Genomic DNA, 15,457 nt, shown 5'->3' on the forward strand with positions numbered 1-15,457 from the left:
CATGAAAATCGTCACGTACAACGTCAACGGCATCAAGGCGCGGTTGCCGCGGCTTATCGAGTATCTCACCGAAGACCAGCCCGACATCGTCTGTCTCCAGGAACTGAAGTCGAGCGACGACACCTTCCCGATCGCCGACATCGAAGCCGCCGGCTACGGCGCGGTCTGGCACGGACAGAAGGCCTGGAACGGCGTCGCGATCCTCGCGAAGAGCGACACGCCCGTCGTGCGCCAGCGCGGTCTCGAAGGCGAACCAGAGGACGAGCACAGCCGCTATATCGAGGCGGAGATCGACGGACTGATCGTCGCCGCTCTCTACCTCCCCAACGGCAACCCGCAGCCCGGCCCCAAATTCGACTACAAGCTCCGCTGGATGGACCGCCTCGCGGCCCGCGCGCGCGTCCTGCTCGCGGAGGAAAAGCCGGCCATCCTCGCCGGCGACTACAACGTCATCGCCAACGACGACGACACCTTCTCGGTCCGCACGATGCAGGACGACGCGCTGATGCAGCCCGAGAGCCGCGAGCATTACCGCGCGCTCGTCGCACAAGGCTGGACCGACGCGCTGCGTACGCAATTCCCCAAGGGCGGCGTCTGGACGTTCTGGGATTACCAGGCAGGTGCCTGGCAGCGCGACGCCGGGTTCCGGATCGATCACCTGCTGCTGAGCCCGCAGGCCGCCGACCGGATGATCGATGCCGGCGTCGACAAGGCCTATCGCGGTCGCGAAAAGGCCAGCGACCACGCGCCGACCTGGGTTCGCCTGCGATGAGGCGGCTGCTTCTCGGTATCGCCCTGGCGAGCCTGTCCGGTGCTGCGATGGCGCAAGACCGCGAATATTGCCCCGATCGTCCTGGCATCGATACGCCCGCCTGCACGATCGCGCCGGGCAAGATTTCGGTCGAGACGTCGATTGCGGACTGGACGCGCGACGATCAGCCGGGCTCGCGCGAGGATAATATCCTGTTCGGCGATACGCTGGTTCGCGTCGGCGTCAGCGACTCGATCGAGGCGCGGGTTGGCTGGACGCCGTTTGGGCACGACCGGATGCGCGATTCGACCGGGGTCGATACGGTGAACGGTGTCGGCGACGTGTCGCTCGGGATGAAGGCGAACCTCCATAATCCCGACGGCGCCGGCTTGTCGGTATCGGTGCTGCCGTTCGTGACGCTGCCGGTTGGCCGCTCGTCGATCGGCGCCGGCGATTGGGGCGCAGGGTTCCTCGTTCCCGTGACCTACGAAATCTCCGACACGGTCTCGCTCGACCTCACGCCGGAAATCGATGCGGCGGTCGACCAAGACGGCAATGGCCGGCATCTCGCGTACAGTTCGACCGCTGGCCTGGCGGTGAAACTCGACAAGGCCTTCACGCTGACCGGCGAGATGCAGGCGCTCCGCGATGACGATCCCCAGGAGCATGAGACGCAGGCCGTCGCGGCGTTGTCGCTGGCCTGGATGGCGAACGACAATCTCCAGTTCGACATATTCGGTGCGGCGGGGTTGAACGCGAACACCCCGGATGCGCGGGTCTACGCCGGCATATCCCGGCGGTTCTAGATGCTGGCCGGCTTGCTCCTGCTGCAAGCGGTAGCCGGGCCGCCGCTTCCACCCGAATTGCGCAAGCGGCCTGTTAGGTCGACGATGCCGTGTCCGGTCCAGACCGACCCCGATGGCGAAATTATCGTCTGTGCTCGTTCGATCGACCAAAGGTTGGCGACGCTATCGGCGCCAGTCCAACCGCCGAGGGGTGATCCGCTGTCGTTCCGGCTGCCGGGTGGCGGCAAGGGGAACGTCCACGCGATCCGAACGCAGCTACCCGGCGCAAGCGGGCAGGGGGCCGCGGTGACGCTCAAGATGCCCTTCGGTAAGGAGAAGCGGGAGTAGGGCGGCGCGACAATGCCGAGCAGTCCTCGCCTCCTTGTTCTCCCGCGAAGGGGAACACGCTATCTCAGGCCGAGAACGCTTCCCGCTCTTACCTAAAGCACCCGCTCGTACACCTGGTACACCTTGTTCACCCGGCTCTCGATCGTCTCGGCGATCGACCGCATCCCCTGGTTGTCATCCAGGATCCAGCCGATCTCCGCACGCTGCGCGCCGTAATTCTCGACCGAGGCACGACGGATATATTCGATCATCATGAAGGCCAGCTGGCTTGCCATACGCGACGCCTGCAGCTCCTTCACCACCCCCATCAACGGCACGCGCACCGTCCGCACCTTGGGTTTGCGCAACCACCACAACAGCTTCGCCCAACCGAACGGCAACAGGCTGCCGTTCAGCGGCTTGATCGCCTCGTTCAGGTCCGGCAGCGTGATCATGAACGCAACCGGCTTCCCGTCCAGCTCGGCAATCCGGATCAGGTCGTTGAAGACGATCGGCTTCAGCTTCACGCCGACGTCCTTGATCTCCGGCGGGGTCAGCGGCACGAACCCCCAATTGTCGCGCCACGCGTCGTTGAGGATCGACAGGATGATCGCCGCCTCCTCTTCGAACTTGGTCTTGTCGACGTTACGGACGCTGATCCGCGGGTTCTTCTCGCCCGACTTGATAATCCGCTGGACGATCGGCGGGAACTGCTTGGTGACGTCGACCTCATAGGTCATCAGCTGCTTGATCGGGCGATACTGCGCCCACTCGATCCAGCCGCGATATTCCCGCTTGGCGTGCCCCATCATGATCGTCGGCGGATGATCGTAACCGTCGATCAGCAGGCCCGGCTCCTCCCAGATCGACATGCTGATCGGCCCGAGCGCGCGCGTCATGCCCTGCTCGCGCAGCCACGCCTCGGCGCGCTCCAGCAGCGCCTGGAACACGTCTTGCCGCTCCGCTTCCATCAGCCCCCATTGGCCGACGCCGGGCCCGAACCCCTGCTCGGGCGGCATCGTCAGCGCGAGCGTATCGATATGCGCCGAAATGCGCCCGACCACGCGGCCGTCCTCCTCGGCCAGGAACAACTGCGCCTTGGCATGGCTGAACCAGCCGTTCTTCTCGGGCGTGATCAGTCCCAGCGCTTCCGACTTCAAAGGCGGCACCCAATTGGGATCGTCGGCATAGAGACGGAACGGCAGATCGATGAAGATCTTGCGGTCCTTCTTGGTCTCGACCGGTCGAATGATGAGCTTGGCCATGTCGTGTTCCCGAATACGCTGTTGCGCGTGTCTACCCAGCGAAGCGAATAAAGGCGAGTGACACGTGCGTCATCGCAAGACCCTGTCAGAGTGATCGGGTTTCCTCCGGCACGGCGGCATCCGCGCGGCCTGTAAATGCCACGGTACCGCCACTATCTTCGGGCAATGGATATGCCCATGGACACATCGCTCAGCCTCGCTCGCGGCACGGCCGCTCCAGCTTCCATTCCCGCGGGTTCGTCCCGTGTCGGAGGGATTGAGCGCGTTGCCGACGACAAGGCGATGCTGCGTGCAGCCGCAGACCTGACGCGCGATCTGGTGAAGCCGCGCCCGGCAATCTACTGGGCCGACCTGATCGCATCGATGGTTGTCGGCTATGGTGCACTGGCGGTGGCGGCCATCTCGACGTCGACGCCGGTGGTGATCGTTGCCGGCATCGTGGCGATGCTGGGGCTCTACCGCGGTCTGAGCTTCATTCACGAAGTCAGCCACATGAAGCATGCGTCCGTCCCGAACTTCCGGCTCGGCTGGAACGTGCTGGTCGGCATTCCGCTGTTGACCCCGTCCTTCATGTACGAGGGCGTCCACAACCTCCATCACGCCAAGACGCGGTACGGCACGGTCGAGGATCCCGAATATCTTCCGCTCGCGCTGATGAAGCCGTGGACACTGCCGCTGTTCATCGTCGTATCGGCGCTCGCGCCGATCGCGCTGCTGATCCGGTTCGCGATCCTGTCGCCGATCTCGCTACTGTCGCCCAAGCTGCGGACGATGATCGTGGAACGCTATTCGGCGCTCGCGATCAACCCGCAGTTCCGCCGCCGCGCGCCCGAAGGCGAAGCGAAGGCCTATTGGGATCGACTCGAGATTGCCGCGAGCCTGTGGGCGATCACGCTGATCGCGATCACCGTGACTGGCGTGCTGCCGCTCCGTGCGTTCGTGACGATCTTCGCGGTCGCATCGGCGTTCGCGGTGCTTAACCAAGTCCGCACGCTGGTCGCGCATCTGTGGGAGAATGACGGCGAGCCGATGACGGTGACCGCGCAGTATCTCGACACGGTCAACGTCCCGCCGCCGGCGTTGCTGCCCGCGCTTTGGGCACCTGTGGGTCTGCGCTACCACGCGCTGCATCACCTGTTGCCGGGTCTACCCTACCACGCACTGGGCGAGGCTCACCGGCGGATCACCGTCGAACTCGACGCGCTCTCGCCGTATCACAAGGCGAGCTATCCCGGTCTGCCCGGTCTGGTGAGTAAGATCGCACGCAGCACGATGGTCCGCCGCTGATCAGAATGCCGGGCCGGTCCCGAGTGACTGGCCCAACAGTCCAGATTATTTCGCAGCGTCGAACTGCTTGAGCGCCATGACCGCGTTGCGTCCGACATCGGTCGTCGGCGACAATTTCGCAGCCGTTCCCCATGCCTCCCGCGCAGCCGCTTCGTCGCCAGCCGACGCCGCGATGTTCCCCGCTTCCAACTGAACCGACGCATCGTCGGCCGAGCGCTTCAAGGCCTGTGCGATATCTGCTTTGGCGCGCGGAATGTTGCTCATCCGACGGGCTAGCGTCGCCGACAACAGCCACGCGAGCGGGTCGGCGCCGGCGGTCGTCAGCGCAAGATCGAGATCGCTCCGCGCCGCATCAAGCTCGCCCGCCGCGACCAGCGCGCGCGCATGATCCAGTTGCGCTTCACCGAGCGGCAGTCCGGTCAGCGACCCCGCGGTAAGCGCGGAATCGAGCGCGACACGCGCCTTGGCGGGCTGCCCCGAGGCGAGCCATGCATTGCCCGCCTGTGCCCAATAATTTGCGGCGCGCGTGTCCTTCGCGATCTGAGCCTCCCGCGCCGCTTCCTCGAATTCGGCTGCCGCCGACGGCCAGTTCTTTTCGGCGGCGAAGGCGAGCCCGGCGCATTGCCGCGCGAAATACCGTCCCCCGCTGATCCGCCAGCGGCCCGCCTCGGCGCGTGCAGCGGCGGGGTCGCTTTGCGTCAGGCCGGCGCAGTGAGCGAACCGACCACCCTGCGCATCGACAGGGTCGGCAGCAGGGGCGGTGGCTGGACTGGGGGCGGCGGCCTGCGCAGCGGCAAGCAACACTATCAGGATCATAAGGCGGCGATCACATCCTCCACCGCCCGGATGATGAGGGAGATGTCGCTGTCACGCGACAGGCGGTGGTCGCCGTCCTTGACCAGCCACGTCTGCACGTCGGCTGAACGCAACAGCTCGGCGAGGCGTGCGGTGCGGTGCCACGGCACGTCCGGATCGCGCTGCCCTTGTACCAGCCGCACCGGGCCGTCGAACGCGATCTCGCCGAACATCAGCCGGTTGGCCTCGCCCGACGACCAGAAGGGGCGCGTATAGACGGTCGGCTCGGGACCATAGGGGTTCTTGCGCTCGATCCGGCCGTTGCTGAGCAGCGCCATCTTCTCGTCGGTGGTGAAGCCCCAGTCGGTGAAGTCGGGTGCCGGTGCGATGCCGACCAGCCCCTTCACCAGATCGGGCCGCATCTTCGCCGCCAGCAGCATCAGCCAGCCGCCCATCGACGATCCGACGAGGATCGCCGAATCCTCCGCCAGCGCATCGATCATCGCCAGCACGTCGTCGCGCCAGTCGACCAGGGTCTGGTCCTCGAACGCGCCTTCGCTCTGCCCGCACCCGCCATAGTCAAACCGCAGGAACGCCCGCCCTTCGGACTTCGCCCACGCTTCCAGCGTTACCGCCTTGGTCCCCATCATGTCGGACGCATAGCCCGACAGGAACACGATCGTCGGACCGGTACCCGGTGTATGATGATAGGCGAGGCGAGGGCGCTCTCTGGCGGGCGGCGTGGCGGCGATGGCGTCGGTCATGCCCCGGCTTTAGACCGTCTTGGAGGAGCTGGTGAAGATGTCTTCGATCGCAATCTCGAACAGTTCGGCGATCTTGAACGCGAGCGGGAGCGACGGATCATACCGCCCCGTCTCGATCGCATTGACGCTCTGCCGCGAGACTTCGAGGCGATCGGCAAGGTCACCCTGGCTCCAGTCCCGCTCGGCGCGCAGCACCTTGAGGCGGTTCTTCATGAGCGACCGGTCCGCACCGCGAAGATATTGACACAACCGCCCAGCATTAGTCCGGCAAACCACAGGATACCGGCTGCATAGGCGGGAATGTGCACAGCCAAGCCGAAGCTTTCTAGAAATCCCCAGATCGTCGTCGCCGAAAGCATGAAGCCAGTCGCTATCAGCGTCTGTCGGATCGTGAGCATTCGGACATATTCGTCTGGCTCGTCAGTGAGATAGCGACCCCAGGCCAGAAAAATTCCGACCAGTGGCAGCGCCGGCAGGATGGCGGCGGCATACGCGAGGGCCCCGTGGGGCGGACGGGTCCTGAACAGAGCAACGATGCCAAACAGCGCGCCGATGTAAGCGAGGCTGAGGCCCAACACAGTGTAATTGTAACGGCGGAGAGCGGGACTCTTATGCATGGTCAAGTGTCCTTTCGAATCGGTAAAGGAAACTTGTCATGCCATAATAAGCGAGTCAATGTCGCTTTACACAAGCTTGCCTAATCGTCGGTAGGGGAGCGCCCAGCCGGCGCAGGGGCACGCGGCCTCAACCCGGCCGCGAACGCGTCCTGGGCGTGACTTTATCCTAACCTTTGGAGCCGGCGGGCTTCCGAAGCATCGTCAGATGATGAATTCGACCGTCTTCATCTGCGTCTGATCGGCCGCGACCGCGCCGCGCTTCAGCACCATCTGGCGGTGCAGTTCGGCGACCGTGTCGCTCCCTCGTGTCTTGCACAGCGCCGGCACGAACGCATGGACCAGCGCGCCGAGGCCGCCCTTGATCATCGTCACGCCGAAGCGTCCGGCGACGCCGAAATGCTCGACATAGCTCTCCCCGACGGTGGCAGGGTGGTCGAGGAACAAGCGGCGGAACATGGCGGTCTCCTGTCCTGCTCTGTATCAGGTAGCGGCCAAGGCGTCGACCATTCCCGCCGCCAGCACGCTCAGCGTGTCATCGCGCGCGCCCATCACCACGATCCGGTCGCCCGGCCTTGCCTCCGCGACCAGCGCCGCGGCGGCCTCGGCACGGTCGGCGACATGCCGCGCGTCCCGACCACCCTCGACGATCTGCCCGACGATGTCCGCGCTAGTGACCTCCCGCGCGACCGTCCCACCATAATAGGCGGGATCTGGCAGGACGAGCACGTCGTCCTCCGCCATCCGCCCGACGAACGTCGCGACGAGTTCGCGGCCCATCACCTTCAACGGGCCATAGCCATGCGGCTGGAAGAGCAGCAGCAGCCGACCGGGAAAGGCGTGAAGCGTGTCGAGCGTCGCGGCGATCTTGTCCGGGTTGTGCCCGAAATCGTCGATCACCGAGACCCCGCCGGCCTCGCCGACCAGATCGAAGCGCCGTCGCAGGCCTGTGAACCCGGCGATCGCCTTCGCCGCATCGGCGAGCGACACATCCGCCGCCATCGCCGCCCCGATCGCCGCGAGAGCGTTCGACACGTTATGCCGCCCAGGCACGGCGAGCTTCACCGGCGTCCGAACGCCACGCGAGACGATGTCGAAGCGGATCGCGAACGGCTCCGGCTTCAGATTCTCGGCCCGCAGATCGGCCGAAGCATCGATCGCAAAGGTGGTGATCTGACCCCGCGGCAGCCGCGCCGCGAGCGCCGCCGCATCGGGATCGTTCGCATTCACCACCGCCGTCTCGGCCTTCGCGACGAAGTCCCCGAACAGCACGCGTAGCTCCTCCAGCGACTTGTGGTCGAGACTGACGTTGTTCAGCACCGCGATCTTCGGCGCATAGCCGGCGATCGACCCGTCGCTCTCATCCACTTCGCTGACGAAAGCCTCACCCTCTCCGACCAGCGCGCTGGCGAACGGGGCGTCAGGCGTGGCGAAGTTCTTCATCACCGCCCCGTTCATCACCGTCGGATCGCGCCCGACAGCATGCAGGATCCACCCGATCATCCCGGTAACGGTCGACTTGCCGCTCGTGCCCGCGACACCGATCGGCAGGCGGCTGTCGTTGAACAGCGACGCCAGCATCGCCGCGCGGGTCGAGCGGGTGCAGCCGAGCGCATCCGCCGCAACCATGTCGGGAACGGTCGCCTCGATCGCCGCGGAGGCGATCACGAGCTGGTCGGCCGAGACGATCCCGCTGCCATCCTGCGGGAACAGCGCGACGCCCTTCGCGGCGAGGTCGTCGAACTTGGCGGGAACGCGGCCCTGGTCGAGGTTGCGGTCCGAACCCGCGACGGTCGCGCCACGGCCGGCGAGGATCATCGCGAGCGGCATCATGCCGCTGCCGCCGATGCCGACGAAGAAACAGGGTTTGCTGATATCCATCGGCCCGCGATATGGGCGGTTTGGTAACGGGGCAAGGTCGGGAACACGAACAATGCGCATCGGTGTCCTCGCCGCGTCGAGCCGGACCAATCCCGCGGCGATCGCCAAGATCACGGCGTATGCGGCGACGGCGTTCCCCGAGGTCGAGCTGGTCTTCCACCCGCAATGCCTGGAGACCGACGGCCACTTCGCCGGTTCCGATTTCCGCAGGGCGGCGGCATTCCTAGAATATGCCAACGATCCCACATTCGACGCGATCTGGTTCCTCCGTGGTGGCTATGGTTCGAACCGCATCCTGGCGATGGTCATGCCCGAGCTCGGCCGCGCCGCTCGCCACAAGACCTTTCTCGGCTATTCCGACGTCGGCTTCCTCCTCGGCGCTCTCTACGCCAGGCGGATCGGGCGGCCGGTGCACGGCCCGATGGTCAGCGACGTCAACCGTCATGACGGAGAAGCGACGGTCGCGCGATCACTCGGCTGGATGGTGCGCGGCGATCGGGCCGGGCTGGAGCCGGGACTGAACGGGCAACCGTCGGCCGCCTTCAACCTCAGCATCCTCACCTCGCTGATCGGTACGCCGTGGCTGCCCGACCTGACCGACCACGTCCTGATCGTCGAAGAGGTGTCCGAACCGATGTACGCGATCGACCGCATGCTATTTAAAGTCGCCAACGCCACGCAGTTGAAGGGCATCGCCGGCCTGCGCCTCGGCGCCGTGACCGCGGTCCAGGAGAATGATCCACCCTGGGGCGAGACGCTCGATTACATGATGGTGCGGTGGAGCCGCGACATGGGCGTGCCGTATCTCGGCCGCGCGGAGGTCGGCCACACACAGGCAAACCATGTCGTCCCGTTCGGGGTAGCGTGACGTTCGACGCCGGCTTGCCTATATAGGGTGTGCGACGGCATAAGCCGCGGCTCTTCCAACACCAGAAAGTCCTCCATGTCCGCCATGTTCCGAATCACGCTGCCCGACGGTTCCGTCCGCGAGGTTGCGCCCGGGACTACCCCCGCGGATGTCGCCGCCGCGATCGGGCCGGGCCTCGCCAAGGCGGCGCTCGCCGCGCGCATCGACGGGCAGGTGCGCGATCTCAACCGACCATTCGAGGGCGACACTGCGCTCGCGCTGGTGACCGCGCGTGACGAGGCGGACGCGCTCGAACTCGTCCGCCACGATTTCGCACACGTCATGGCCGAAGCGGTGCAGCACCTGTTCCCCGGCACGCAGATCACCTTCGGCCCAGCCACCGACGACGGTTTCTACTACGACTTCGCGCCAAAGGACCGTCCCTTCACCGACGAGGACCTGCCCGCGATCGAAGCCGAGATGCGCGCGATCGTCGCCCGGAACGAGCCGTTCCTGCGCGAGGTCTGGTCGCGCCAGCAACTGATCGACCGCTGGACGCAGCAGGGCGAGAGCTTCAAGGCCGAATGGGCTGCCGAACTCCCCGAGGGCGAGGAACTGACGATCTACCGGCAGGGCGAGTGGCTCGACATGTGTCGCGGGCCGCACATGGCCTCGACCGGCAAGCTCGACCCCGCTGCTTTCAAGCTGACGCGCGTCAGCGGTGCGTATTGGCGCGGCGACCAGAAGAACGCGATGCTGTCACGTATCTACGGCACCGGCTGGCTCAACAAGAAGCAGCTCGACGCGCATCTGCTGCGGATCGAGGAGGCGGCCAAGCGCGACCATCGCCGCATCGCGCAAGAGATGGACCTGTTCCATCTCCAGTCCGAGGCGCAGGGCTCGGTGTTCTGGCATCCCAAGGGCTGGGTGATGTGGCGGCAGCTCGAGGCGTATATGCGCCGCAAGCTCGACGCGGCCGGCTATGCCGAGATCAAGACGCCGCAGCTGATGGACGCCAAGATGTGGGAGGCGTCGGGCCATTGGGGCAAGTTCCGCGAGAACATGTTCGTGGTCCCCGACGAGGTGCCCGGGATCGATCCGAACGCCCCCGTGCTGACCGGCAAGGGTGATCTGATGGCGCTGAAGCCGATGAATTGCCCCGCGCACGTTCAGGTCTTCCGCCAGGGGATCAAGTCGTACCGCGACCTGCCGCTGCGGCTTGCCGAGTTCGGCTGCTGCCACCGCAACGAGCCGCACGGCGCGTTGCACGGCATCATGCGTGTCCGCCAGTTCACGCAGGACGATGCGCACATCTTCTGCACGCCCGAGCAGATCGTCGCCGAGACGCGCGCGTTCTGCGAGTTGCTCGACGCGGTGTACCGCGACCTAGGTTTCGCCGACTACATGGTGAAGCTCGCGTTGCGGCCCGACAATCGCGCCGGCGACGACACGCTGTGGGATCGCGCCGAGGGCGATCTGCGTGAGGCATTGACGCTCGCCGGGCTGATGGAGGATCGCTTTCAGTTCGAGGAGCTGCCGGGTGAGGGGGCGTTCTACGGTCCGAAGCTCGAATTCCACCTGACAGACGCGATCGGCCGGACGTGGCAGTGCGGGACGTTGCAGCTCGATTATGTGCTGCCCGAGCGACTCGACGCGTCGTATGTCGGCGCGGACGGCGAGCGGCATCGCCCGGTCATGCTCCACCGCGCGATCCTCGGCACGTTCGAGCGCTTCCTCGGCATCCTGATCGAGCATCATGCCGGCCGCTTCCCGCTCTGGCTGGCGCCGGTGCAGGCGGTCGTCGCGACGATCGTCTCGGATGCCGACGACTATGCGCTGGAGGTTGCGGCCAAGCTGAAGGCGGCCGGGATCCGCGTCGAAACCGATCTTCGCAACGAGAAGATCAACTACAAGGTGCGCGAGCACAGCCTGGCGAAGGTGCCGAACCTGCTGGTCGTCGGCAAGCGCGAGGCCGAGGAGGGCAAGGTCGCGCTGCGCACGCTCGGCAGCCAGGCGCAGACCATCCTGACGCTCGACGAGGCGATCGCGCGTCTTGCGGACGAGGCTCGCGCACCCGATATGTGATCCAACGGGGCCGGCTTTCCGAGCGCAAGTTTCTGCGCTATACGCCGGCCCAAATATTGTCAGAAACTTCAGGAGCAAACCCCATACGTCCTCCCACGATGCGCCGGCCGATGCAGACGCCCGCAATGAACGGCCCGCGATTCAACGAATTCATCCAGAGCCAGAAGGTCCGCGTGATCGATCACGAGGGCGAGAATCTGGGCGTGATGTACACGCGCGAAGCGATCGAGCAGGCGGCCGAGCATGGCCTCGACCTGGTCGAAGTGTCGCCTAACGCCGATCCGCCCGTCGCCAAGTTCCTCGATGTCGGCAAGTTCAAGTACGAGGCGCAGAAGAAGGCGAACCTCGCACGCAAGTCGCAGAAGACGCAGGAGATCAAGGAGATCAAGATGCGTCCTAACATCGACGACCATGACTACGACACGAAGATGAAGAAGGTGAACGACTTCATCGGCGAGGGCGACAAGGTCAAGATCACGCTGCGCTTCCGCGGTCGCGAACTCAGCCACGGCCAGCTCGGTATGAACCTGTTGAAGCGCGTACAGGACGACGTCGCGGAGATCGCCAAGATCGAGGCGTATCCGCGCATGGAAGGCCGCCAGATGCTGATGGTGCTCGCACCGAAGTAAGTGGCGTAGCGGTTTCGGCCGTTATTGTTGAAATTTGAAGGCTGGTCGGTCCTGCGGGATTGGCCGGTCTTTTCTGTGTGTTCGTCGCGCTTGCACAGCGCTTGCACGGCGCCTGTACGCCACGCTTGCTTGGACCCGTCTGGTTAAACGGGGAGGCGAACGAGCGGTAAGAAGCGTCATGGTGATGGGGTGTCACGAGTTGCCCCGATCGTTGCCCAAGACGGAGTTGGAGAGTCCATCACTCCATGATCCAGCAAACAGTTGCATTTTGAAACTAGGGTTTGCTGTGTGTCGCAATGTGGCGGTTTGGAGACACGTTATTCAAAAATAAGTTTCCGTATGCGGAAATTGCTAGACGTGAAGCCGTGTCCGCCTCTACCTAACGTCCAAACCATAAGTTCGAAAACATCCGAACACCTAGGGAGAGAATGCCGATGCGTATGATCGCATATCTGTTGTCCGCTGCAGCGACCACCGCTTTGGTCACCCCGGCATTCGCCCAAGACGTACCCACCACGCAGCCCGAAGCGCAGGCCGCGACGACGACGTCAGGCACAGCCGCCGGGTCGGTCGACGCACGGCAGGCGCCGGTTGCCGCACCGCAGGCCTATTCGGGCAACGCCAGCGACATCGTCATCACCGCGACGCGCCGCTCCGAGCGGTTGTCGAACGTGCCGATCGCTGTCTCCGCGGTCGGCTCGGCTGCGCTGGAGAATACCGGCGCGAACGACATTCGTCAGGCGACGCAGCTCGTCCCTTCGCTCTTGATCTCTTCTACCGGCAGCGAAGCGAACGCGTCGGCGCGTGTTCGCGGCATCGGTACGGTCGGTGACAATCCGGGCCTCGAAAGCTCGGTCGCGGTGTTCATCGATGGCGTTTATCGCAGCCGCACCGGCTCGGGGTTGAACGATCTTGGTGAGGTCGATCGCATCGAAGTGCTGCGTGGCCCACAGGGTACGCTGTCGGGGCGCAATGCGACCGCGGGTTCCATTAACATCCTGACAAAGCTGCCATCTTATAATTTCGGTGGCTATGCCGAGGCGACCTACGGCAATTATAACAACATCCGTATTGCCGGCGGGCTGACCGGTCCGATCATCAAGGACAAGCTCGCCTTCCGGCTCGATGGCGTTTTCGGAAAGCGTGACGGCTTTTATTACGACGTTATCAACAAGACGGATTACAACGACCGCAATCGCTATTTCGTTCGTGGCCAGCTGCTGTTCGAACCATCGGCCGATGTCACTGTCCGCCTGATCGGCGACTACACGCATCGCGACGAGAAGTGCTGCGGCGCGGTCTATCTCAACACTCAGGAAAAGATCGATCCGACCCCAGGCGTCCCTGGTGATTTCGCGATCAACCCGGCCGGTAATCGCATCGTTCAGGTCATGCAGAGCCTTGGTGCCGTGTTCCCCAGCGCGGGCGATCCATACAACCGCCGTATCGCCAATACGCTCGGTCGGGCTTATTCCAATGTCACGACCGATTACGGCGGCTCGGGCCAGATCGACGTCAACCTTGGCGGTGCATCGCTCACCTCGATCACGGCATACCGTGAATACAAATCGGGTGGCGCAGGCGATATCGACTACGGCAATCTCGACATCGGCTATCGTCCCGACGACGGCAACAGCTATCGCCAGTTCCACACCTTCAGCCAGGAAGTCCGCCTGAACGGCTCGTTGTTCAACGACAAGCTCGATTGGCTGGTCGGCGGCTATTATTCGAAGGAGGATCTGGTCGTTGCCGACAATTTGAAGTTCGGCAAGGATTACGGTGCGTTTGCCGCTTGCCGCATCGTCGCGACGATCAACCCTGCCGCCGCACTACGCGCACCACGCGCTGCGGGCTGCCTCAGCCCGACCGGTCGTGCCGTTCTGTCCGGCTTGGTCCCAGGCACGCAGCCTGCGTTCGGTACACTGACTGGTACGGTTCTCGCCGGTATCGATCGTCTCAGCACGGTCAGCGACGTCGGCGACACGCGCTCGACCTATTACCAAGACAGCGAGAACTATGCGTTCTTCACGCACAATATCTTCAAGCTGACCGACAAGCTGTCGATCACCGGCGGGCTTCGGTACACGCATGAGGCAAAGGATTTCCACGCCGATTTCAACAATAACAATACCGTCTGCCCGGTCCAGCAGGCGAATCTGAGTCCGCTGCTCGCCAGTGCGGCGGTGCCTGGCGCAGTGAAGACGCTGGTCGGTGGTATCGTCACGCTGACCTGCACCGGGAACTCGACCTCGGCACTGACCGCGGTCAAGCCGTCGAACAGCTTCAAGGAAGGCGAGTTCACCGGCACGGGCGTGATCTCGTACAAGCCGCGTACCGATACGCTGCTGTATGCGTCCTACTCGCGGGGCTACAAGGCGGGCGGCTACAACCTCGATCGGTCGGATCTGACCGCGAACGTGTTCTCGACCCCAACCGCCGCCGATGCCGCCAACCTGCGCTTCGATCCGGAAACGGTGAACGCGTATGAGGTCGGTCTGAAGTTCACCTCGAAGGACTTCACCTTCAACGTCGCAGGCTTCCGTCAGGAGTTCAAGAACTTCCAGTTGAACACTTTCAACGGCACCAACTTCATCGTCCAGAACATCAGCACCTGCGACACGAACCTGAACGGCGCGGACCGCGATGCGAGTTCGGCGACAGGGGCGTGCACCGGCAAGACCAAATATGGCGTCGTCTCGCAGGGCTTCGAACTCGAGGCAGGGCTGTTCCCGGCGCCGAACTATTCGGTGAACCTCGGTTATACCTACACCAACACGCGCTTCCGCAACAATCTGGTCGGCAGTGAAACCGGCCAGCCGCTCGACGCTGCGCTGTTCCTGCTTTCGGGCAGCAACCTGTCGAACGCACCAAAGCACACCGTGACCGCCTCGACCGCATGGACGCCGGATATCGGATCATCGGGCCTGACCGCCTTGTTCTATGTCGATGGCCGCATGACGAGCGACTATAACACCGGCTCGGACCTGTTCCCCGAGAAGGCGCAGGACGGCTTCTTCCTGATGAACGCTCGCGTCGGAATCCGTGGGCCGCAGCAGAAATGGGCGTTGGAGGTGTGGGCACAGAACCTGCTCGACACGAACTACCAGCAGGTTGCGTTCAGCGCACCGTTCCAGGGTGCTGGCAGCCAAGCGCAGACCCAGGCTTTCGGTACGACGGCCAACCAGATCTTCTCCTCGTATCTGGGCGAGCCACGTACTTACGGCCTGACGCTACGCTCGCGCTTCTGATTGGGGTTTAAGGTAAGAAGAAGCCGGTCCGCACTTCGCTGCGGGCCGGCTTGTTCGTGTCTTTCAACCGCCGTCATTCCCGCGAAGGCGGAAACCCATACTGGCAGGCTTCACGGCGGGATCGCGAACGGCTGAGCATATGGATTCCCGCCTGCGCGGAGATGACAGGGTGCGGTCGA

General features: G+C 64.2%; 14 protein-coding genes. 7 read left to right on the top strand and 7 right to left on the bottom strand.

Annotated elements, in window-relative coordinates; genetic code table 11:
- Window position 1 precedes the first annotated feature (1 nt).
- The gene (xth, locus tag C8J25_RS07455) at window positions 2-772 is read left to right on the top strand and encodes an exodeoxyribonuclease III (RefSeq protein ID WP_107953740.1); all 771 of its coding nucleotides are present in this window, start codon (window positions 2-4) and stop codon (window positions 770-772) included.
- Window positions 769-1,557 (top strand): transporter, encoded by a 789-nt coding sequence (locus C8J25_RS07460; RefSeq protein ID WP_107953742.1) that lies wholly within the window; start codon window positions 769-771, stop codon window positions 1,555-1,557. Before xth ends, C8J25_RS07460 begins: the two co-directional genes overlap by 4 nt.
- Window positions 1,558-1,976: 419 nt before the next feature.
- Here C8J25_RS07460 and C8J25_RS07470 read toward each other — a convergent pair whose 3' ends face one another.
- Window positions 1,977-3,128 (bottom strand): N-acetyltransferase, encoded by a 1,152-nt coding sequence (locus tag C8J25_RS07470; RefSeq protein ID WP_056057518.1) that lies wholly within the window; start codon window positions 3,126-3,128, stop codon window positions 1,977-1,979.
- 177 nt (window positions 3,129-3,305) lie between these two features.
- On the opposite strand from C8J25_RS07470, the gene C8J25_RS07475 reads away from it, so the two are divergent.
- Window positions 3,306-4,415, top strand: a complete 1,110-nt coding sequence (locus tag C8J25_RS07475; RefSeq protein WP_107953746.1) for a fatty acid desaturase family protein — start codon at window positions 3,306-3,308, stop codon at window positions 4,413-4,415.
- 45 nt (window positions 4,416-4,460) lie between these two features.
- Here C8J25_RS07475 and C8J25_RS07480 read toward each other — a convergent pair whose 3' ends face one another.
- The 6 genes from C8J25_RS07480 to C8J25_RS07505 form a co-directional block, all read right to left on the bottom strand.
- Window positions 4,461-5,231, bottom strand: a complete 771-nt coding sequence (locus C8J25_RS07480) for a tetratricopeptide repeat protein (RefSeq protein WP_107953748.1) — start codon at window positions 5,229-5,231, stop codon at window positions 4,461-4,463.
- Entirely contained in the window at window positions 5,228-5,974 is a 747-nt protein-coding gene (locus C8J25_RS07485; RefSeq protein WP_107953750.1) for an alpha/beta fold hydrolase, read from the bottom strand. Before C8J25_RS07485 ends, C8J25_RS07480 begins: the two co-directional genes overlap by 4 nt.
- Before the next feature lie 9 nt (window positions 5,975-5,983).
- Window positions 5,984-6,187, bottom strand: coding sequence for a helix-turn-helix transcriptional regulator (locus tag C8J25_RS07490; protein WP_107953753.1), 204 nt, complete (start codon window positions 6,185-6,187; stop codon window positions 5,984-5,986).
- Complete coding sequence (locus C8J25_RS07495) at window positions 6,184-6,591, bottom strand: hypothetical protein (RefSeq protein ID WP_107953755.1); 408 nt, start codon at window positions 6,589-6,591, stop codon at window positions 6,184-6,186. The genes C8J25_RS07490 and C8J25_RS07495 overlap by 4 nt, the downstream gene beginning before the upstream one ends.
- Before the next feature lie 201 nt (window positions 6,592-6,792).
- Window positions 6,793-7,047 carry a DUF6356 family protein gene (locus C8J25_RS07500; RefSeq protein WP_107953758.1) on the bottom strand — a complete coding sequence of 85 codons (255 nt, stop codon included), beginning with the start codon at window positions 7,045-7,047 and terminating at the stop codon, window positions 6,793-6,795.
- 24 nt (window positions 7,048-7,071) lie between these two features.
- Window positions 7,072-8,469, bottom strand: coding sequence for a glutamate ligase domain-containing protein (locus tag C8J25_RS07505; RefSeq protein WP_107953761.1), 1,398 nt, complete (start codon window positions 8,467-8,469; stop codon window positions 7,072-7,074).
- Window positions 8,470-8,521: 52 nt separating this feature from the next.
- On the opposite strand from C8J25_RS07505, the gene C8J25_RS07510 reads away from it, so the two are divergent.
- From C8J25_RS07510 to C8J25_RS07525, 4 genes are all read left to right on the top strand, one after another.
- A complete protein-coding gene (locus tag C8J25_RS07510) occupies window positions 8,522-9,337 on the top strand; it encodes an LD-carboxypeptidase (protein ID WP_107953763.1) in 816 nt (271 codons plus the stop codon).
- 75 nt (window positions 9,338-9,412) lie between these two features.
- Window positions 9,413-11,401, top strand: a complete 1,989-nt coding sequence (thrS, locus tag C8J25_RS07515; protein ID WP_107953765.1) for a threonine--tRNA ligase — start codon at window positions 9,413-9,415, stop codon at window positions 11,399-11,401.
- Window positions 11,402-11,499: 98 nt separating this feature from the next.
- A complete protein-coding gene (gene infC / locus C8J25_RS07520; RefSeq protein WP_031396176.1) occupies window positions 11,500-12,030 on the top strand; it encodes a translation initiation factor IF-3 in 531 nt (176 codons plus the stop codon).
- A 434-nt stretch (window positions 12,031-12,464) separates the two neighbouring features.
- On the top strand, window positions 12,465-15,278 hold the full coding sequence (locus C8J25_RS07525; protein ID WP_107954003.1) for a TonB-dependent receptor: 2,814 nt from the start codon (window positions 12,465-12,467) through the stop codon (window positions 15,276-15,278).
- Window positions 15,279-15,457: the final 179 nt, after the last annotated feature.

The organism is Sphingomonas faeni (assembly GCF_003053745.1).
Lineage (GTDB): Bacteria > Pseudomonadota > Alphaproteobacteria > Sphingomonadales > Sphingomonadaceae > Sphingomonas > Sphingomonas faeni.